We start from the raw sequence: 19,189 nt of genomic DNA on the forward strand, positions 1-19,189 counted from the left end.
ACCATGAAGATCCAAGGTTCCGTCGTATTCGTGACGGGCGCCAACCGTGGCCTCGGCCTCGAATTCGCCCGCCAGGCGCTGGCGCTCGGCGCCGCCAAGGTCTATGCCGCCGCGCGCGAGCCCTCGCAGATTCCGCTGCTGGGCGTGCTGCCGATCCGGCTCGACGTGCGCGATCCCGCGCAGGTCGCCCAGGTCGCGGCCGATTGCCGCGACGTGACGCTGCTGATCAACAACGCGGGCATCGGCCGGCTCGGCGGCTTCGTCGGCGGCGATGCCGAGACCGACCCCGTGGCCGTCCTGCGCGAGCAGCTCGAGACCAACCTCTTCGGCATGCTGCACATGAGCCGCGCCTTCGCGGGCGTGCTGGGCCGCAACGGCGGCGGCGCGATGCTCAACCTGCTGTCGCTCTTCAGCTGGGCCAACACGCCGATGATCGGCGCCTACGGCGTGAGCAAGGCCGCGGCCTGGGCGCTGACCAACGGCCTGCGCCACGAGCTGCGCGCCCAGGGCACGCAGGTGGTGGGTTTCCATGCCGGCCCGATCGATACCGACATGGTGCGCGCGCTCGAAGTGCCGAAGGCCTCGCCCGAGGACGTGGTGCGCCAGTCCTTCGCGGCCATCGAGGCCGGCCAGGAGGAGGTGCTGGTCGACGAGGGCACGCGCCAGGTCAAGGGCGCGCTGTCGCAGGGCATCTACCTGCGCGACGTCATGGCCGGGTGATTTCTGCGGGCAGGAGGACGCGTTGTCCGACGCGCGAAGCGCCGGCACGCGCCGGAAGATGGCCGCCATGAAGATCGCCACCTTCAACGTCAACGGCATCCACAGCCGGCTCGACCGGCTGCTCGAATGGCTCGCCGCGTCGAAGCCCGACGTGGCCTGCCTGCAGGAACTCAAGTCGCCCGACGCCAAGCTGCCGCTCGCCGCGATCCGGCGCGCGGGCTACGGCGTGGTCGCGCACGGCCAGCCCGCATGGAACGGCGTGGCCATCCTCGCGCGCGGGCGCGAACCGATCGAAACCGGGCGCGGCCTGCCGGGCATGGAGGACGACCCGCAGAGCCGCTACCTCGAGGCCGTGGTCGACGGCGTGGTGATCGGCTGCCTCTACCTGCCCAACGGCAATCCGCAGCCCGGGCCGAAGTTCGACTACAAGCTCCAGTGGTTCGGAGCCTTCGCCAAGCATGCGAAGAAGCTGTACGCGAGCGGCCTGCCCGTGGTGCTCGCGGGCGACTACAACGTCGTGCCGACCGATGCCGACATCTACAACCCCGCCTCGTGGCGCGACGACGCGCTGCTGCAGCCCGAGAGCCGCGCTGCCTACGCGCGCCTGCTGAAGCAGGGCTGGACCGACGCGATCCGCGCGCGCCATCCCGAACGCGCGCCCTTCACCTTCTGGACCTACTGGCGCAACCGCTTCCCGCGCGACGCAGGCCTGCGCATCGATCACCTGCTGCTCAATGCCGAACTCGCGCCGCTGCTGCGCGATGCGGGCGTGAACCGCGACGTGCGCGGGCGCCCGGGCGCGAGCGACCATGCGCCGGCTTGGATCGAGCTCGACCTGCCCGGCACTTCGCGCTCCTGACGCACGCCGACCTGTCGCGGAAGGCATGGGCCATCGTATGATGAAGATCATGCAAAGAACCGGACCGCGAGCCGCATGAGATATTCGCCAGAACACAAGGCACAGACGCGCGAGCGCATCCTCAAGGAGGCCGCGAAGACCATCCGCCGCGATGGGGTCGCCGCGGTCGGCGTCGCCAGCGTGATGGCGGATGCGGGGCTCACGCATGGTGCCTTCTATGCGCACTTCGGCTCCAGGGATGCGCTGGTCGACGCCGCACTCGAACGCATGTACGGCGAGATCGCCGAGCGCTTCGCAAAGGTGACGGCCGAGCTGCCGCCGGACCGGGCCCTGGCCGCCTACCTGCGCTTCTATCTCTCCCCCCAGCATCGCGACAGCATGACGATCACCTGCCCGCTGCCGCTGCTCGTGAACGAGGTTGCCCGCCTCGGCGCCGAGGCGCGCCGCGACTTCCAGCACGGCGTCGAGACGCTGACCGAAGCGCTCGCCGGGCCGATCGAGGCGCTGGGCATCGGCGAGGCCCGGGAGTTCGCGGGCTCCGTGGTCGCCGAGATGGTCGGCGCGATGACCCTGGCACGCGGCATCGGCCAGCGCAAGGCCTCCGATGCGGTGCTCGCGCGCTCGCGCGATTCGATATTGGGCCGGCTGCGGCTGGACGCCGCGAGCCTCTAGGCCGCGCGCTCCGCTTCCCTCTCTCCGCTTCATCCGACTTGTCGAAGGCACGTCGAACTCGACCAATAGAATTATGCACGTCATACAATGAAGTCACTCTCACTGTGAACGATTCAAAGGAAAGATGAAATGAACTCCAAGAAAACCTCGAGGATCTTCGTCGTCGGCGGCACCGGCGCCCAGGGCATGCCGATCGTGCGTGCGCTGGTCGCGGACGGCCGTTACGCCGTGCGCGTGCTCACGCGCGACACGGCCTCGCGCCGCGCGAAGGAACTGCTGGCACTGGGCAACGTGAGCCTGCTCGAGGGCAGCTTCGCCGACGAGGCCGTGCTGCGCGAGGGCTTCTCGAGCTGCGACGGTGCCTTCGTCAACATCGACGGCTTCAATACCGGCGAGAAGGCCGAGACCTACTGGGCCTTCCGCGCCTACGAGATCGCGCTCGAGCAGGGCATCCGCTTCTTCGTCTACGGCAACCTCGACTACGCGCTCAAGAAGGCGGGCTTCGACGCGGCCTTTCGCACCGGCCATTACGACGGCAAGGGCCGCATGGGCGAATGGATACGCTTCCAGAACCAGGCCCACCGCGAGCGCATGGGCGCGGCGATCTTCACCTCGGGCCCCTACATCGAGATGGCGATCTCGGCGATGACGCCGATGTCCCCCGCCGTGGAGGACGGCGTGCTCACCTGGCGCGTGCCGCTGGGACAGGGGGCGGTGCCGCACGTGGCGCTCGAGGACTGCGGCCACTACGTGCGCTGGCTGTTCGATCATCCGAACCTCGCCAACGGCATGGACCTCGAGGTCGCGATCGAGCATGTGCGCTATGCCGATCTCGCCGCAGCGTTCGAGCGGGTCACCGGCCAGCCGGCGCGCTATGTCGACACCGACCTGGCCGCTTATTGGCAGGGCCCCTTCGGCCGCATCGCCGATGCGCCGGCCGGCTACAACGCCGATCCGCGCGACAAGAGCACGATGAGCGTGCGCGACAACTTCACCGGCTTCTGGAACGTCTGGAAGCACGACGTGGTGCGGCGCAACTACGAGCTGCTCGACGAGATCCACCCGGGCAGGATCCGCAGCGCCGAGGAATGGTTGCGGCGCGAGGATCGCCTCGGCCGCGAACAGGGCAAGGGCACGCTGTGGGAGCGTGTCCAGGTCGGCCAGCAGCAGAGGATCCTCAAGATGACCGAGGACATGCGGCAGGGCCGGTTGTAGTCCCGCGCTTCGACCACCGGGAAGCGCTGACACGCGTTCGATGCCGTGCATGGCCGGCCCGAGAATCCGACACCATGAACATCCACATCCGCCAGGAAACGCCCGCTGACGCCCAGGCCATCGAAGCCGTCACCATCGCGGCCTTCGAACATGCCGCGCACACGAGCCATACCGAGCAGTTCATCGTGCGGGCACTGCGCGCGCGGGGCCAGCTCACGGTGTCGCTGGTCGCCATCGAGGACGAGCGGCTCGTCGGCCATGTGGCCGTGTCCCCGGTTCGCGTCGACGGTCGGGCGGGCGACTGGTACGGCCTGGGTCCGATCTCGGTGCGGCCCGACTGCCAGGGTCGGGGCATCGGCTCGCTGCTGATGGCGCAAGCCCTCGACGCGCTGCGCCTTCTGCGCGCCGGTGGCTGCGTGCTGCTGGGGGATCCGGCCTATTACGCGCGCTTCGGCTTCAGGGCCGAGCCCGGCCTGACGCTGCCGGGCGTTCCGCCCGAGTACTTCATGGCGCTCGCTTTGGCGGGGACGGTGCCGACCGGCAGCGTTGCGTACAGCGAGGCCTTCGACGCCACGGAGTGAACCAGCCGCGCCCCAGGAAGCTCTCGGCCGCGGCGGCCCCATCGCTTTCGCCGCGCTCAGCCTTGCAATTGGCGCAGCTCGTCGCTGGTGTTTGCATTAAAGAAGGCCGCTGCATCGTCGAACGCCACCTGCACCCTGCGGTGCTGCGCGGTCCATTGGCCGAACTTGCGCTCGCCCGCCTGCAGGAAGGCGAGCAGGCTCGGCGCCAGGCCGGTGCGCAGCAGGCAGAACACGGGCTGCGCGCGCAGCTCGCCGTCTTCGCGCGTGGCGGCCATCGCGATCTCGGCGCCCTGCGCGGCCGCGGCCTCGGCCAGCCGGTCGACCAGATCCGACGGAAAGTCCGGCGTGTCGCAGGGCACGGTGACCAGCCAATCGGTGCGCGCATGCTCGAGCCCGGTCAGCAGGCCCGCGAGCGGCCCCGCATAGCCTTCGATGGAATCGGACCACACGGGCACGCCCATCGCCTCGTAGTCGGGCAGGTTGCGGTTGGCGCTGAGCATGGCCGTGCCCACCTGCGGCTGCAGGCGGCGCAGCGCATGCAGCGCCAGCGGCGTGCCGCGGTGGTCCTGCAGGCCCTTGTCGACGCCGCCCATGCGGCTGCCGCGGCCGCCGGCCAGCACCAGGCCCGTGATGTCTTCGCGCGCGATGGGGTTCATGCGCGCATTCTCGCTGGCGCCCTACGACCTCAGCGTTTGCAGCGCTGAAGTCCAGCGCAGCAGTTCGTCGAGCATCGCCTTCGCGGCCGTCGCGTTGGCGGGGTTGGCCGACAGGCCGCCCTCGGCCTGCAGCTGCTGGCCCACGTTCGTGAACGCGACCGCCTCGAGCATCGGCACCACCTTGAGCGTGCCGAGCAGCTGCTTGGTGACCTGCACCGCGCGGATGCCGCCCGACATGCCGCCGTAGCTCACGAAGCCGACGGCCTTGTACTGCCATTCGCGCACGAGGTAGTTCAGGGCATTGACCAGCGCGCCCGGCGGCGCGAAGTTGTATTCGGGCAGCACGAACAGGAAGGCATCGGCCTCGGCGACGCTCGCGCTCCAGGCGCGCGTGTGCTCGTGCGTGTAGCGCTGCAGGCGCGGATGCTCGGGTTCGTCGAACACCGGCAGGCCGAAGGCGGCCAGGTCGACGAGACGGGCTTCGAAGCCGCCGTGCGCTTCGGCGATGCCGTGCGCCCACTGGGCGACGGCCGGGCCCACGCGGCCGGGCCGCGTGCTGCAGATCAGGGTATGGAGGATGGGACGGGTCATCGCGGAATCCTAAGTCATGGCGCGGCCAGTCCGAGGCGCGCGAGGGTCGCGGCCTTGAGGCGGCTGTCCTCGCGCACCTGGCGCTCGAAGTCCTTGCCGGGCTGAAAGTCGACCACCTGGTTGGCGCCGCGCGCCCAGGCCTGGTATTTGGGCGAGGCCACGGCCTCGCGGCACGAGGACTCGAGGCGCGCGACCACCGCGTCGGGCGTCTTCGCGGGCACCAGCACGCCGCCGAAGCTCGCCTGCACCACGGGCACGCCCGACTCCTTGAGGGTGGGCACGTCGGGGAACGAGGGATGGCGCTTGTCGGTGTACACGGCGATCAGGCGCAGCGCGCCCGACTGCAGGTGGCCGGTGAGCGAGCTCGCGAGCACGGCGCCGAAGCTCAGGCGCTCGCTCAGCAGGTCCTGCAGCATCGGCGCGTCGCCCTTGTAGGGCACGTGCGTGAGCGCGACCTTGCTGGCGGCCTCGATGTCCGAGGTGCCCAGGTGCGGGATCGAGCCGGCGCCCGAGGTGCCGTAGCTGACCTTGCCCGGTTCCTTCCTCGCATCGGCCAGGATGTCCTGCACGCTGCGGTACGGCGACTTGGCCGGCACCGCGATCGCGAAGATGTTGTCGAACACCTTGCAGACGTAGCGGAAGGAGTCGAGCCCGTAGTTCAGGGCCTTGAGCCGGTGCGGCTCGCTGGTCAGCGGCACGGCGGGCGTGAAGACCACGGTGTAGCCGTCGGCGCGCGCGCCGGCGCCCGTGTTCAGGCCGATAGTGCCGGCCGCGCCGTCGCGGTTGATCACCGCGAAGGGCTGGCCGAGGTTCTCGGACATGGCCTGCGCGAGGCTGCGCGCATTGATGTCGAGCCCGCCGCCGGCGGCGAAGGGCACGATCACCTGGATCGGGCGCGAGGGATAGTCGGAGGCCGCCGCGGCGGGCAGCGCGGCGCATAGCAGAGCGAGCAGCAGCGCGCTCCGGCGATCGAATCGTCGGTTCATGGGAATGCCGCCGGCGGGTTACTCGGCGCGGATGCCGTTGCGCAGCACGCCGATGGCGTCGACCTCGATCTCGACGATGTCGCCGGGCTTCATCCACACCGGCGGGTTGCGCTTGGCGCCCACGCCGCCCGGCGTGCCGGTCACGATCACGTCGCCCGCGGCCAGCGGCGTGAAGGCCGAGATGTGGGCGATCTGGCGCGGGATGCTGTGGATCAGCTTGTCGGTGGTGGTGCGCTGCATCTCCTGGCCGTTGAGCCGCGTGACCAGCGTCATCACGCGCCCGTCGGCGATCTCGTCGCGCGTGACCATCCAGGGGCCGAAGCCGCCGGTGCGCCAGAAGTTCTTACCGGCGGTCCATTGCGGCGTGGCGGTCTGCCAGTCGCGGATGCTGCCGTCGTTGTAGCAGGCATAGCCCGCGATGTGCTCCCAGGCATCGGCCTCGGCGATGCGCCGGCCGCCGCGGCCGATCACGACCGCGATCTCGCCCTCGTAGTCGAGGCGCGTCGACTCGGGCGGCAGCACGATGTCCTCGCCGTGCGCGAGCTGCGATTCGGCCACGCGCAGGAACAGCGTGGGTTGCTCGGTGATCTCGCGGCCGGTCTCGCGCACGTGCTCGCCGTAGTTGAGGCCCACGCAGACGATCTTGCCGGGGTTGGGAATCACGGGCAGCAGTTGAAGCTCGCTCAGCGCCAGCGTGGCGCTCGCCTGGCCCACGGCCGTGGCGGCCTCGGCCAGCAGGTCGGCCGCGATCAGCGCCTTCAGGTCCGCGGCGCGTTCGCCGAAGATCTGGCGCAGGTCGACGACGCGGTCCGCGCGGTCGCCGGTCACCGCGCCGTAGCTGTCGGTGCCGTTGAGTTGGTAGCTGATGAGTTTCATGGTCTGTCCGTGAGGAGGAGTGGGTGAAGTAGAACTACGCCAGCCGACCTCCAATGCGCTGCGCGCCCTCGGTGATCAGGTGAACCATCTTGTCGAGGTCGACGATGGACAGGCGCGAGGTGTCGAAGACCAGCTGGATGGCGGCCCATGCGCCTCCGTCTGCCTTCGGGATCGGCGCGGCCACGGCCGCGAGCTGCGGTTCGAGTTCGCCGATCGACACGTAGTGGCCGGCCTTGCGGATCCCCGCGTAGAGACGGCGGAATTCGCTCCACTCGGCCGGCAGCCCGCTGCGCACGACCTCGTCGTGGCGGGCATCGAAGACCTTGCGCAGCTGCGGCGGCGCGAAGGTCGAGAGCAGCACCTTGGGCGCGGCGCCCAGGAACAGCGGCCGCGGCCGGCCGCGCCCGTAGGCCAGCGTCGGCGGCGCGCCGCCCATCTCGCGATGGGTGTCGAGCACCTGCATGCCGAAGATGCCCGAGCTCACGCAGTCGAAGCCGGTGGCGGCCACCAGTTCGCGCATCACAGGGATGCCTTCGCGCAGTACCGGGTCGGCATTGCGGATGTAGTGGTCCAGCAGGATGATCCGCGGCCCGAGCGCGTAGTGCGAATCCTCCACGCGCTGCAGCAGCCCGGCCTCGAGCAGCAGCCGCACATAGCGGTAGCCGGTGGGCAGCGAGACCTCGAGCGCCGCGGAGATGTCGTCCGCCGTGCGCGTCAGGTGGGTGTCGTCGAACAGGTCGAGCACCCCCAGCATGCGCCCCAGGCTGGACATGGATTTTTCCGGCACGCCAATTCCTCCAGAGTGTCATGGCGCGACGGGGAGGTGTTGCGAGATGCGATCCAGATCGTGCCCCGTGCGCGCGATGCCGACGATATATCGGTCGGGGCGCAGTATCACCGCCCGCGCCTCGTGGGCCTCGAGCCAGTGGCGCAGCGGCGCGTCGGGCCGGTCGATGACGATGGCATCGGCGCGGCGCCAGCGTTCGGCGGTGGCGGGCGCGGCGGCCGCGAGCGCGTCGGGGCTGCCGATCACCGCGCTGCGCCGGCCCAGCAGCTCGTCGAGCAAGCGGCCGTCGGTCAGCCGCGGCTGGGGAAAGGGCCGCCCGGCGAGCGAGCCCGCGTCGGCATCGAAGGCGCCCTGGCCCAGCAACTGCGGCGGCAGCTCGAAGATCTCGGGGCGCCCGGCACGAAAGCGCGCATCGCGCTCGGCCGCGCGCGCGGGATCGGTGGTCTGGATGATGTTGCCCAGCCGCACCGCGAGCTCGATCAATGCGCGCACATGCGGCGCGCGCTCCGACTCGTAGGTATCGAGCAGCGCGGCGGGCGCGCCGCGCGCGAGCACGGCCTCGAGCTTCCAGGCGAGGTTGGCCGCGTCGCGGATGCCCGCGCACATGCCCTGCCCGAGGAACGGCGGCGTCTGGTGGCAGGCATCGCCGGCCAGCAGCAGCCGGCCCTGGCGCCAGCCCTGCGCGATGACGGAATGGAAGGTGTAGATGGCGGCGCGCTCGAGCCACGCCTGCTCGGGCTTCACCCAGGGCGCGACCAGACGCCACAGCGTGTCGGGTTGCACCAGCGCCTCGCGGTCGTCGTCGGGCAGCACCATGATCTCCCAGCGCCGCCGGTCGCCGACCACGTTGCAGTAGGTCATGGGCCGCGCCGGGTCGCAGTGCTGCACCGTGTGGTCGGGCAGTGCGACCGGTTGCCGCAGCAGCACGTCGAACACCAGCCAGGGCTGGCGCAGCCCGAGGTCAACCATCGCGCTGCCCATCTGCCGGCGCACCGGCGAGCGCGCGCCGTCGCAGCCGACGACATAGCGCGCGCTCAGCGTGGTGTTTTCCTGCCGCTGCAGGTCACGCACGCTCAGCGTGGCGCCGTCCGCGTCCTGCGCGATGCCGATCAGCTCGTGCCGCAGCCGCAGCTCCACGTTGGGAAAGCGCGCGAGGCCTTCGCGCAGCACGGCCTCGAGCTCGGGCTGGTGGAAGTAGTAGTTGTTGGCGCAGCCATGCGGGCCGAGCGCGGCGCTGCCGCCGCGAATCAGCATCGTCTCGCCCGCGCCGTTGACGAAATGCATGCCCTGCTCGCCGGGGCGCGCGATGGCCAGCACGCGCTCGCGCAGGCCCGCGCCCTGCAGGATGCGCAGCACCTCGCCGTCGAAATGGATCGCGCGCGGCAGCGGGAAGATGCCGGCCTCCTTCTCGAGCACCAGCACCGACAACCCGGCCGCGCCCAGCAGGTTGGCGAGCGTGGCACCGGTCGGCCCGAGTCCGACGATCGCCACGTCGTACATGCGCGCCGCTTCAGCCACGCTGGTCTTCCTGCATGCGGCGCGCCACCTCGGCCTGCCATTGGGCGCGGCTCATGAACTTGGGGAAGCGCTTCGCGATGGCCTCGGCCTGCGCGAGGATGGCTTCGTCGGACTGCGACAGGTCGATGGTCTCGCGCAGCGGCTGGTCGCAGTACCAGGGCGTGTCCATGAACAGCTCGAGCCGGTTGCCCTCGGGGTCGCGGCAGTAGACGGAGATGGCGTTGCCGTGCGTGACCGGGTGCATCTCGCTCGCGCCCTCGGCCAGCAGCCGGTCGTGGAAGCGGCGCAGCGCGCCGAGGTCGGGCACGCGGAACGAGATCTGGTTGACCACGTTGAAGCCCGGGTTCGCGGGCCGGCCGGTGGCCAGCACGAGCTGGTGGTGCTCGCGCGGATCGCGGCTCAGGAACACCAGCTGCACCGAGCCCAGGTCGCCCGCGTCGGTCTGCGTGAAGCGCAGCGCCTGCTTGTAGAAGCGCGCCATGCGCGGCAGGTCGCTCACATAGAGGCCGATGTGGCTGAACTGCAGGTCCGAGGGGCCGAAATACGTCATCTCAATGTCTCCAAACGATAAATCGCACGGAGCTTTTCCGTCTCGATGATGAAATACTATAGTTATTCTCATATTTTGACAATAACTATGTTTTATCTATCATCGCGACCGGTGCAAGCCGCACCCAAGATCGAATGGAGACAAACCGATGACTGTTTCGAAGACGCGGGGCCGCCGCTGGCTGGCCCATGGATGCATCGCCGTCGCGGGCGTGCTGGCGGGCGCGGCCTGGGCCCAGGCTGACTACCCGAGCAAGGCGGTGCGGATCATTGCCCCCTTCCCCGCCGGCAGCGGCCCCGACGCGAACGCGCGCGAGATCGCGGCCGAGCTCACGAAGCTGCTGGGCCAGAGCTTCTATGTGGAGAACCGCCCCGGTGCCTCGAACATCATCGGCACCGAGGTCGCCGCGAAGGCGCCGGCCGATGGCTACTCGCTCTACATCGGCACCACCAGCTCGCTGTCGGTGGTGCCGCATCTCTATTCGAAGCTGCCCTTCGATGCCGAGAAGGACTTCGCGCCCGTGAGCCTGCTCGGCGTGCTCAACACCGGCCTGATCGCCACGCCCGGCGTGGAGGCGCGCGACGCGCGCGCACTGATCGCCGCGCTCAAGGCCCGGCCCGATTCGGTGGCGGTCGCGACCGCGGGCATCGGCAGCTACTCGCACCTGTCGGCCCTGTGGTTCAACAGCGCCGCGGGCGTGAAGACCAACCTCGTGCCCTACAACAGCAGCAGCCCCTACGTCGACCTGATCGCGGGCCAGGTGCAGCTGATGTTCGACGGCCTGCCGGCCGCCGCGGGCAACATCCACACCGGCAAGCTCAGGCTGCTGGCCATCACCGGCAAGGAGCGCGCGCCGAGCTTCCCCGACGTGCCCACCTTTGCCGAGGCCGGCCTGCCCGACTACGCGCCGATCGCCTGGCAGGGGCTGCTCGCGCCCGCGGGCACGCCCAAGCCCGTGCTCGAGAAGCTCAGCGCGGCGATGCGCAAGGCCTGCCAGTCGAGCGAGCTCGCGCGCAAGTGGCGCGACTACGGCGGCGAGCTGCGCTGCAACACGCCGGCGGAGTTCAAGGCCTTCATCGATGCCGATCGCGCGATGTGGGGCAAGGTGATCCGCGAGGCGCGGATCAAGCTCGATTGAGCGGTGAGCGGTGAGCGGTGAGCGGTGAGCGGTGAGCGGTGAGCGGTGAGCGGCGCGGCGTCAGCAGGCCGCATCCGCCGCGTCCTGCCGCTCCTGCAGCAGCCGCCACATCACCTTGCCACTGCCGCTCTTGGGCAGCGTCTCGGCGAACTCGAAGGCGCGCGGCACCTTGTAGCTCGCCATGTTCGCGCGGCACCAATCGATCAACGCCCGTTCGTCGAGCTCCGCATGCCCGGGCCGGCGCACCACCACGGCCTTGACCGACTCGCCGCGGTAGCTGTCCCGGGTGGCGATGACGCAGGCCTCCTGGATGCCCGGGTGCCGGTACATCAGCGCCTCGACCTCGGCGGGCCAGACCTTGAAGCCGGACGCATTGATCATGCGCTTGAGCCGGTCGGTCATGAAGAAGTAGCCGTCCGCGTCGACGCGGCCGATGTCGCCGGTGCGGAAGAAGCGCAGGCCCTCGATCTCGACGAAGGCGGCGCGCGTGGCCTCGGGCTGGCGCCAGTAGCCCGCGAAGACCTGAGGCCCGCGCACCACGATCTCGCCGTCCTGTTCCGGCCCCAGCGGCTGCAGCGTCTGCGGATCGATGACGCGCGCGTCGACACCGATGTAGGGCAGGCCCAGGCACTGCTGGCGGGCGGCGTCGGGCGGATTGCTGTGCGAGGGCGCGGCTGTCTCCGTCAGGCCGTAGGCCTCGACATAGCGCAGTCCGGTCTTCTCGAGCAGCCCCTGCGCGACCGCCTTGGGCATGGCCGCGCCGCCGCCGCCGATGTAGGCCAGGCGCGAGAGATCGAGCCGCTCCCAAGCGGAAGCCGACATCAGGTCGATCACCATGGTCGGGATGTTGGCCCAGTGCGTCACGCCGCGCGCCGACAGCAGGTGCGCCGCCACCTCGCGGTCCCAGCGCGGCATGAGCACCGAGCACGCGCCCGCGTGGATGGCCGCGTGCATCACGCCGACCATGCCGGTGATGTGGAACATCGGGACCACGGCCAGGTTCACGCTCTCGGGCACGAGGCCGTTCCAGGCCTTGACCGCCATCGCGTTGTGCATGATCGCCGCGTGCGACAGCATGCAGCCCTTGGGATGGCCGGTCGTGCCGCTGGTGTAGGGCAGCGCTGCGAGATCGCCGGCGGCGCAGGTGGGCGCCGGTGCCTCGTCGCCGCTGGCCGCATCGGCCCAGTCGTGCACCTGGCCCCGGCGCAGCGCCGGCATCGGATGCGGCGCGGTCAGCCACTCGCGCCAGGCAACGGGCCATTCGTGCGGCGGCACCGCCGCGGGATCGAAGGCATCGGTGAAGCGCGTGACCACCAGGTGGTCGAGGCCCTCGCCCGGCGGCAATGCATCGCTGGCACGGACCATCTCCGCCGCGAGGTCGGCCGTGGTGAAGGCCAGCTTCGCCTGCGCGTCGGCGATGAAGTGCCGGAGCTCCTGCGCCTTGTTCATCGGGTTGATGGGCACCACGACGGCATTGGCGCGCAGGATCGCGAAATGCGCGATCACCAGCTGCGGGCAGTTCTGCATGTCGAGCAGCACCCGGTCGCCCTGGCGCACGCCGAGGCGGTGGAGCCGGCCCGCGAGCGACAGCACCGCCTGCCAGAGTTCGCCGTAGCGGAACTCGCGCCCGAGGAAGACCAAGGCGGCGCGATCGGGATGGCGCCGCGCGCTGGTCTCGAGGTTGGCCCACAGCGGCGTGCGTGCGGGGGCCAGCGTGCGCGGAACGCCCGCGGGCCAATGCGGGATGTTCGGGAGGTCTTGCATGGTCATGCCCCGCGCTCAGTACCGGATGCCGCCATCCGTGGCGATGCCCGCGCGGCTGAACGCCGCCATCGCCTGCGCGCCGTTCATGTAGACGTCCTTGCGAGTCACCTCGTGGCGCGCATCGACCGTCACCAGGTCGAGCATCTCGACCGTGGCCGTGAACGGACTGCCTTCGGCATCGCGCAGCGCGATGGCCATGCACCATTCGAAGGTCCAGTGGCCGTCGCCGTAGAAGAGGCGCAGCGGCTCGAGCGCGAAATCGAACTTCGCGAACATGGCGGCGCATTGCTGCTGCAATGCCGCGCGGCCGTGCACGGGCGCGGAACCATCGTGCAGCTGGAAGACCGTGTCGGGCGAATGCAGCGCGGCGATGCGTTCGGGCGAGCGGGCTTCCCAGCTCGCGTGGTAGCGCTCGAAGACCTCGCGCAGCGGATGCCGGAGGTCGGCGTTCATGGGTGATGGCATGTCTCGTTCCTGGTTGGAGAGCCGGTGCCGAAGGGCCCGGATCGCCGCGCAGTGTTCCGCCGGGCGGGTGGTAGCACCAGGGTCGATCGCGCCAGCGAGGGGTCAGAATCTGCCAACCACCCGAAGCCCGCGAATGGACATGGACGCCTCCCCCTCCACCTTCGAGATCGTCGGCAGCCACGGCAGGGACCTGGACGCGATCGTCCACAGCATGCTGGGCCTGCGCGCGCTGGTGCGCGAGATGGCCGACCAAGGGATAGATGCCGACACCCTGCTGCGGGGCAGCGGCGTGCAGGCGCGGCAGCTCGGCGACTCCGAGGCGCGCATGTCGAACGCGCAGAAGATCGCGATCCTGCGCAATGCCCAGCGGCTGAGCCACCACCCCGACGTGGGCCTGCGCGCCGGCGCGCGCCAGCAGCTCGGCGACTTCGGCATCTATGGCTACGCGACTGCGAGCTGCGCCACCATCGGCGACGCGATCATCGTCGGCATGAAGCACCTGAAGCTGGTCGGCCCGGTGCTCGAGAAGCGCTTCCGTCTCGAGGGCGGGCTCGCGAAGTTCGAGGGCCGCGACGTCATGGACCTCGGCGACCTGCTGCCGCTGGCCACCGAGTTCTGGATCGGCACCACGCTGAGCCTGGCCAGCTGCGTGCTCGGCGCGCCCTTCCCTTCCCGCTCGCTGAAGCTGCCCTACCCGCGTCCCGCGCATGGCGATGCCTATGCGGCGATGTTCGAGTGCGAGGTGCGCTTCGATGCCGGCACGCTCGAATGGTCCTTCGATGCCGAGCTGCTGCGGCGACCCTGTCCCCAGGCCAATGCCTATGCGGCCGACCAGTGCCGGCGCCTGTGCGAGAAGCTGCAGCACAACGCCGGCGAAGGCGGCGGCCTCGCGCAACACGTGCGCATGGCCTGCCTGGGCGGGCGCGGCCAGATGCCCGGCGCCGAGCAGTTCGCCGAGCGCTTCGGGCTCTCGGTGCGCACGCTGCACCGCCGGCTCGCCGACGAGGGCGTGCGCTTCCAGGAGTTGGTCGACGAGGCGCGGCTCGAGCTGTCGACCGATCTGCTGCGCAGCACGCGCCTCACGATCGACGAGGTGGCGCTGCGCACCGGGTTCTCGGAGGCGGCGAACTTCCGCCGCGCCTTCCGCAAGTGGACCGGGCTGGCGCCGGCTGCCTACCGGGCGCGGCACGCGGGCTGAGCCCCGGATCGATGCGCTCTCGGCGCCTGGCCGAGTCTTTCCGACCATTCACTTCTGTATGGAAAAGTCAGGGTAAGTCCTGGCTGCGCGTCGCTTCGCCCTCCCTATCATCCGCTCCGACCATTCATATGTGTATGGTAAATGATCGAACTGGCGACCCAAACCGGAGACAACATGACTCGCAACAGATCGATAGCCCTTGCCCTTTCATGCAGCCTGGCCGCGCTGATCGCCGGGTGCGGAGGCGGCAGCGGCGGGGGTGGAGACGCGGCCGCGCTGGCGGCCGCGATCGCGGCGGCCAATGCCGGCGCCAACGGGCCGGGATCCGCACCGCCGGCCCCGCGGGCCGCGTTCAAGGAGCGCTGCAGCGGACTCGTCGGCAAGGCCGTCGGACCGGGCAGCATCGCCACGGCCGAAGTGATGGCCGCGTCCGCAACCACGCTGCAGACCTGCCAGGTGCGTGGCGCCATCGTGAGCTCGCCCACCTCGACCATCAACTTCCGCATCGACCTGCCCGAGGACTCGGTGTGGAACCAGCGGCTGGTGCAGATCGGCGGTGGCGGCTACGACGGCGTGGTCGTCGGGCCCGACCTCGTGATGCTGGCCAATGGCGACGTCTACAAGCGCGGCTATGCATGGGTCAGCGCGGATGGCGGCGTGCAGGTGCCTGACCTGAGCTCGACGCTCAACAACCCCTCGGCCTTCGACAACTTCGCCTTCGCCTACCACCCGCAGGTGCTGAAGGCGGCCGGCGCCGCGATCCAGTCGATCTACGGCAAGCCCGCCGCCAGGACCTACTTCTACGGCATGTCCACCGGCGGCCGCGAGGCGCTGCTGCAGGCGCAGCGCTATCCGCAGAGCTACGACGGCATCGTGGCCGGCGAGCCGGTGGTCGATTACAGCAACGTGATCCAGCGCGGGATCGCGCTGGCCAAGCTGGCGTTCTCGAACAACGGCGCTGGCTGGCTCAGCCCGGCCAAGATCAAGCTGTTCGGCGATGCCCAGATGGCGGCCTGCGATGGCCTCGATGGCGCGGTCGACGGCGTCATCTCCCATGTCAGCGCCTGCCGCTTCGACGTGCGCACGCTGCGCTGCCCAGGCGGCGCGGACAGCGGCGACAGCTGCCTGTCGGACCCACAGATCGCCTCGGTCGACTTCATGCGCTCGGACTTCACGCTGCCCGTGCCGGTGGCGAACGGCATCACCAGGGCGCCGGCCTGGGGCGTGGGCGGCGAGGCGGCGGCGGCCGGCAACTGGACCATCGCGCAGTTCGGCGCCAGCCCGACGGCGCCGGCGAGCCAGCTCTACTTCTTCTCCGACTGGTGGCTCAAGTACCAGGTGACCTCGAACGTCAACACGACGGTGCTCGGCTACACGCCGGGGTCCGATCCGGCGCGCTGGCTCGAGCTCTCCGAGAAGGTCAACGCGACGAATCCCGACCTGTCGGCCTTCGCGGGACGCGGCGCCAAGCTGCTGCTGTGGGCCGGCGCGAGCGACAACCTGGTGCCGCCCGGCTATGCCACGGACTACTACCAGAGCGTGGTCGGCAAGCTGGGCCAGGAGACGACCGATTCCTTCATGCGCTTCTACATGCTGCCGGGCGTGGTCCATGGTCCGGGCGGCCCGGGTGCCGGCATCGTCGACAACCTCGCGATCCTCGAGAACTGGGTCGAGAAGGGCAAGGCGCCCGACGATTCGCTCACGGCGGCGCGGCTCGCGGCCGACGGCAAGAGCGTGGAGATGACCCGTCCGCTGTGCCGCTATCCGACCTGGCCGAAGTACCGCGGCACCGGCGACAAGAACCTGGCGGCCAGCTTCAGCTGCGCCTACGACTGAGCTAGCGTGCCTGGGCCTTGCCGGGCTCCGGCGCCAGCAGCATCTGGGCCACGAAGCGGCGGCGCTCGGCCTTGTCGGCGGCGGAGCCCTGGTTCCTGAACAGCGACTCCGACTGCATGTAGCAATAGAGCGTGAAGGCACGTGAGCGCGCGGACCTGGCGTCGAAGCCGCACGAGAGGAAGCATTCCTCGATGTAGGCGAGCCGCTTGGCATCGACCTCGTCGACGATCATGCGCGCCATCTCGTCGCGCCGGGCCCAGGCCCGGACCGCGAGTTCGACCGAGGCGCCCTTCATGGCCGCGCGGCCATGGAACGGCAGCTCGACCAGCTCGACGATCAGGTCCTGCGCCTGGACGCCCTGCTTGCGGTAGCGCGCGATGATCTGCTCGGTCTGCGCCTCCTGCCAGCTCACGAGGATTCGCTTGAGCAGGTCGTCGCGATCGACGAAGTGCCAGTAGAAGGAGCCGCGCGTCACCTGCAGGAGCTTGGCCAGCACGTCGACGCGGACCGCGTCGATGCTCTTGTCGATCAGCAGTTCGGTCGCGGCCACGATCCAGTCGGCGGGCCCGAGCTGGGACCGCTCGGAGGCCGGTTTGGCGCCGGCCTCGCTCTTGCGCTGCAGTGCGGCCGAGGCCTTGCGCGGGCGCGGTTTGCCAGGGGTGGTCGTCAGCATGCGCCGATGATAGCGGAGGCCCGCATGCACCAGAGTCAGGGCCCATTCCCTTGGGCAAACCCTGAGCCGTTCGTCCGGATCCGGCTGATAGCATCGCCTAACCATACACATCTGTACGTGTATTGAGAAACGCAAAAAGCTTCTTCCCCGACCTCATCGAAAGCCATGCAGTACCAGTTCCTGACCCTCGAACTCCAGGAGGAGATCGCCCACCTGCACCTGAACCGCGCCGGCAAGCGCAATGCCCTCAACGACGGCCTGGTGCTGGAGCTGCGGCATGCGTTCGAGAACCTGCCCGGCCATGTGCGCGCCGCCGTGCTCGGCGGCCAGGGCGCGCACTTCTGCGCCGGGCTCGACCTGTCCGAACTGGCCCACCGCGATCCGCCGCAGGCGGTGCAGCACTCGCGCATGTGGCATGCGGCGCTCGATGCCATCCAGTTCGGCCCGGTGCCCGTGATCGCCGCGCTGCACGGGGCCGTGATCGGCGGCGGCCTCGAGCTGGCCGCGGCCTGCCATGTGCGCGTGGCCGATGCCAGCGCCTTCTACGCGCTGCCCGAAGGCACGCGCGGCATCTTCGTCGGCGGTGGCGGATCGGTGCGCATTCCCAAGCTGATCGGCGTTTCGCGCATGGCCGACATGATGCTCACCGGCCGCGTGTACCGCGCCGACGAGGGCGAGCGCGTCGGCTTCTCGCAGTACCTCGTGGCCGAAGGCAAGGCCTGGTCGCACGCGCTCTCACTGGCCCACCAGGTGGCACGCAATGCGCCGCTGACCAATTTCGCGGTGATGCAGGCGCTGCCGCGCATCGCGGAACAGCCCGCGGACCACGGGCTGATGACCGAAGCGCTGATGAGCGCCATCACGCAGAGCGCGCCCGAGGCGAAGCTGCGCGTGCAGGCCTTCCTCGACGGCGCGGGCGCCAAGGTGCGCACGCCGCAGGCCGGCGCGGACATCGCGCCCGCCGCCTGAAGCACGACATTCACAACGACCGAGGAGACTTTCATGCAGACACGACGGACCTTCATTCAGGCAGCGGGCGGCGGCGCCCTCGCCTCGCTGCTGCCGCTCGCGGCTTCGGCCCAGGCACTGGACCAGGTCAAGATCTATTACGGATTTCCCGCGGGCAGCGCCGGCGACAGCGTGGCGCGCCGCATCGGCGAGAAGGTCGCGGGCTCCGCGTACTCGCGCAATGTCGCGGTGGTCGACAACCGCCCGGGGGCCGGCGGGCGCATCGCGCTCGAGGTGCTGAAGTCGGCGGCGGCCGACGGCTCGGTGCTGGCGCTGTCGCCGTTCTCCTGCACCTCGATCTATCCGCACGTCTACTCGAAGCTCAGCTACGACGCGAACAAGGACTTCGCCCCCGTGTCGATCGGCGCGGTCATGCACCACGGTCTGGCGGTGGGACCGAAGGTGCCGACCAGCGTGGTCACCGTGCGGGACTTCCTGGCCTGGGCCAAGGCGAATCCGCAGGAGGCGAACTACGGCTCGCCGGCCGCGGGCTCCACGCCGCATTTCATCGGTGCCCTGCTCGGCCTCACGGCCAACGTCGACCTGCGGCACGTGCCCTATCGCGGCTCGGTGCCCGGCATCACCGACGTGGTCGGCGGGCAGATCGCCGCCATGGTTACGCCGAGCGGCGACTTCCTCGCCAACCACCGCGCGGGCAAGCTGCGGATGATCGCGACCTCGGGCCGCCAGCGTTCGCCGTTCTCGCCCGAGGTGCCGACCTTCGCGGAGCAGGGCTTCGCGGACCTCACGACCGAGGAATGGTTCGGCTTCTATGCGCCCGCGCAGACGCCGGCGGCCGCGATCGCGCGCGCCAACGCGGCCGTCAATGCCGCGGTCAAGGAGCGTGCCGTCATCGACAGCCTCGGCGTCGTCGGCCTGATCGCGCGCGGCTCGACCGCGGACGAGATGGCGAAGTCGCAGCAGGCCGAGTTCGAACGCTGGGGACCGCTGGTCAGGCGCATCGGCTTCACGGCGGAGTCGTAGGCGCAGCGATCAATTCGCCTGCGACAACTGCTCCAGGATCGCCGGGTTCTCGAGCGTCGAGGTGTCCTGCGTGATCGCCTCGCCCTTGGCGATGCTGCGCAGCAGCCGCCGC

General features: G+C 69.9%; 20 protein-coding genes. 10 read left to right on the forward strand and 10 right to left on the reverse strand.

Translation table 11 applies throughout. The features are described 5' to 3' along the window. Positions 1-3: 3 nt before the first annotated feature. The 5 genes from KV106_RS25550 (at position 4) to KV106_RS25570 (ending at position 4,047) form a co-directional block, all read left to right on the forward strand. Positions 4-720 (forward strand): SDR family oxidoreductase, encoded by a 717-nt coding sequence (locus KV106_RS25550; RefSeq protein ID WP_261213275.1) that lies wholly within the window; start codon positions 4-6, stop codon positions 718-720. Positions 721-787: 67 nt separating this feature from the next. Further along, a complete protein-coding gene (locus KV106_RS25555) occupies positions 788-1,579 on the forward strand; it encodes an exodeoxyribonuclease III (protein ID WP_261213277.1) in 792 nt (263 codons plus the stop codon). A gap of 75 nt (positions 1,580-1,654) precedes the next feature. Next, on the forward strand, positions 1,655-2,251 hold the full coding sequence (locus KV106_RS25560) for a TetR/AcrR family transcriptional regulator (RefSeq protein ID WP_261213279.1): 597 nt from the start codon (positions 1,655-1,657) through the stop codon (positions 2,249-2,251). Between the two features lie 129 nt (positions 2,252-2,380). Then, positions 2,381-3,466, forward strand: coding sequence for an NmrA family NAD(P)-binding protein (locus tag KV106_RS25565; RefSeq protein ID WP_261213282.1), 1,086 nt, complete (start codon positions 2,381-2,383; stop codon positions 3,464-3,466). A gap of 74 nt (positions 3,467-3,540) precedes the next feature. Further along, on the forward strand, positions 3,541-4,047 hold the full coding sequence (locus KV106_RS25570; protein WP_261213284.1) for a GNAT family N-acetyltransferase: 507 nt from the start codon (positions 3,541-3,543) through the stop codon (positions 4,045-4,047). Between the two features lie 56 nt (positions 4,048-4,103). Here KV106_RS25570 and mobA read toward each other — a convergent pair whose 3' ends face one another. From mobA to KV106_RS25605, 7 genes are read right to left on the reverse strand one after another with little or no spacing between them, the layout of a single operon-like run. Then, positions 4,104-4,703: a molybdenum cofactor guanylyltransferase MobA gene (mobA, locus tag KV106_RS25575; protein WP_261213285.1), complete on the reverse strand. Its 600-nt coding sequence runs from the start codon at positions 4,701-4,703 to the stop codon at positions 4,104-4,106. Positions 4,704-4,724: 21 nt separating this feature from the next. Further along, the gene (locus tag KV106_RS25580; protein ID WP_261213287.1) at positions 4,725-5,294 is read right to left on the reverse strand and encodes an NADPH-dependent FMN reductase; all 570 of its coding nucleotides are present in this window, start codon (positions 5,292-5,294) and stop codon (positions 4,725-4,727) included. Positions 5,295-5,308: 14 nt separating this feature from the next. After that, complete coding sequence (locus KV106_RS25585; RefSeq protein ID WP_261213289.1) at positions 5,309-6,280, reverse strand: tripartite tricarboxylate transporter substrate binding protein; 972 nt, start codon at positions 6,278-6,280, stop codon at positions 5,309-5,311. A gap of 18 nt (positions 6,281-6,298) precedes the next feature. Then, positions 6,299-7,156, reverse strand: a complete 858-nt coding sequence (locus KV106_RS25590) for a fumarylacetoacetate hydrolase family protein (RefSeq protein ID WP_261213291.1) — start codon at positions 7,154-7,156, stop codon at positions 6,299-6,301. A 34-nt stretch (positions 7,157-7,190) separates the two neighbouring features. After that, the gene (locus KV106_RS25595) at positions 7,191-7,928 is read right to left on the reverse strand and encodes an IclR family transcriptional regulator (protein ID WP_057596260.1); all 738 of its coding nucleotides are present in this window, start codon (positions 7,926-7,928) and stop codon (positions 7,191-7,193) included. A 33-nt stretch (positions 7,929-7,961) separates the two neighbouring features. Further along, the gene (gene mhpA, locus KV106_RS25600) at positions 7,962-9,461 is read right to left on the reverse strand and encodes a bifunctional 3-(3-hydroxy-phenyl)propionate/3-hydroxycinnamic acid hydroxylase MhpA (protein WP_261213294.1); all 1,500 of its coding nucleotides are present in this window, start codon (positions 9,459-9,461) and stop codon (positions 7,962-7,964) included. Further along, positions 9,454-10,011 (reverse strand): VOC family protein, encoded by a 558-nt coding sequence (locus tag KV106_RS25605; protein ID WP_261213296.1) that lies wholly within the window; start codon positions 10,009-10,011, stop codon positions 9,454-9,456. The genes mhpA and KV106_RS25605 overlap by 8 nt, the downstream gene beginning before the upstream one ends. Positions 10,012-10,159: 148 nt before the next feature. Between KV106_RS25605 and KV106_RS25610 the strand changes: the two genes are divergently transcribed. Continuing rightward, positions 10,160-11,149, forward strand: a complete 990-nt coding sequence (locus tag KV106_RS25610; RefSeq protein ID WP_261213298.1) for a Bug family tripartite tricarboxylate transporter substrate binding protein — start codon at positions 10,160-10,162, stop codon at positions 11,147-11,149. 60 nt (positions 11,150-11,209) lie between these two features. Here KV106_RS25610 and KV106_RS25615 read toward each other — a convergent pair whose 3' ends face one another. Further along, on the reverse strand, positions 11,210-12,913 hold the full coding sequence (locus tag KV106_RS25615) for a long-chain-fatty-acid--CoA ligase (protein ID WP_409976559.1): 1,704 nt from the start codon (positions 12,911-12,913) through the stop codon (positions 11,210-11,212). Between the two features lie 15 nt (positions 12,914-12,928). Continuing rightward, positions 12,929-13,366 carry a nuclear transport factor 2 family protein gene (locus KV106_RS25620; RefSeq protein ID WP_261213301.1) on the reverse strand — a complete coding sequence of 146 codons (438 nt, stop codon included), beginning with the start codon at positions 13,364-13,366 and terminating at the stop codon, positions 12,929-12,931. Between the two features lie 151 nt (positions 13,367-13,517). Between KV106_RS25620 and KV106_RS25625 the strand changes: the two genes are divergently transcribed. Next, the gene (locus KV106_RS25625; RefSeq protein WP_064262314.1) at positions 13,518-14,576 is read left to right on the forward strand and encodes an AraC family transcriptional regulator; all 1,059 of its coding nucleotides are present in this window, start codon (positions 13,518-13,520) and stop codon (positions 14,574-14,576) included. 174 nt (positions 14,577-14,750) lie between these two features. Next, entirely contained in the window at positions 14,751-16,412 is a 1,662-nt protein-coding gene (locus KV106_RS25630; protein WP_261213307.1) for a tannase/feruloyl esterase family alpha/beta hydrolase, read from the forward strand. Position 16,413: 1 nt separating this feature from the next. On the opposite strand, the gene KV106_RS25635 is transcribed toward KV106_RS25630, so the two are convergent. Further along, entirely contained in the window at positions 16,414-17,085 is a 672-nt protein-coding gene (locus tag KV106_RS25635; protein ID WP_261213308.1) for a TetR/AcrR family transcriptional regulator, read from the reverse strand. A 165-nt stretch (positions 17,086-17,250) separates the two neighbouring features. On the opposite strand from KV106_RS25635, the gene KV106_RS25640 reads away from it, so the two are divergent. Beyond that, positions 17,251-18,054, forward strand: coding sequence for a crotonase/enoyl-CoA hydratase family protein (locus tag KV106_RS25640; protein ID WP_057596253.1), 804 nt, complete (start codon positions 17,251-17,253; stop codon positions 18,052-18,054). A 33-nt stretch (positions 18,055-18,087) separates the two neighbouring features. After that, a complete protein-coding gene (locus tag KV106_RS25645) occupies positions 18,088-19,077 on the forward strand; it encodes a Bug family tripartite tricarboxylate transporter substrate binding protein (protein ID WP_261213310.1) in 990 nt (329 codons plus the stop codon). Positions 19,078-19,189 lie beyond the last annotated feature (112 nt).

The sequence above is a fragment of the Variovorax endophyticus genome (genome assembly GCF_025376855.1).
Classification (GTDB): Bacteria; Pseudomonadota; Gammaproteobacteria; order Burkholderiales; family Burkholderiaceae_C; genus Variovorax.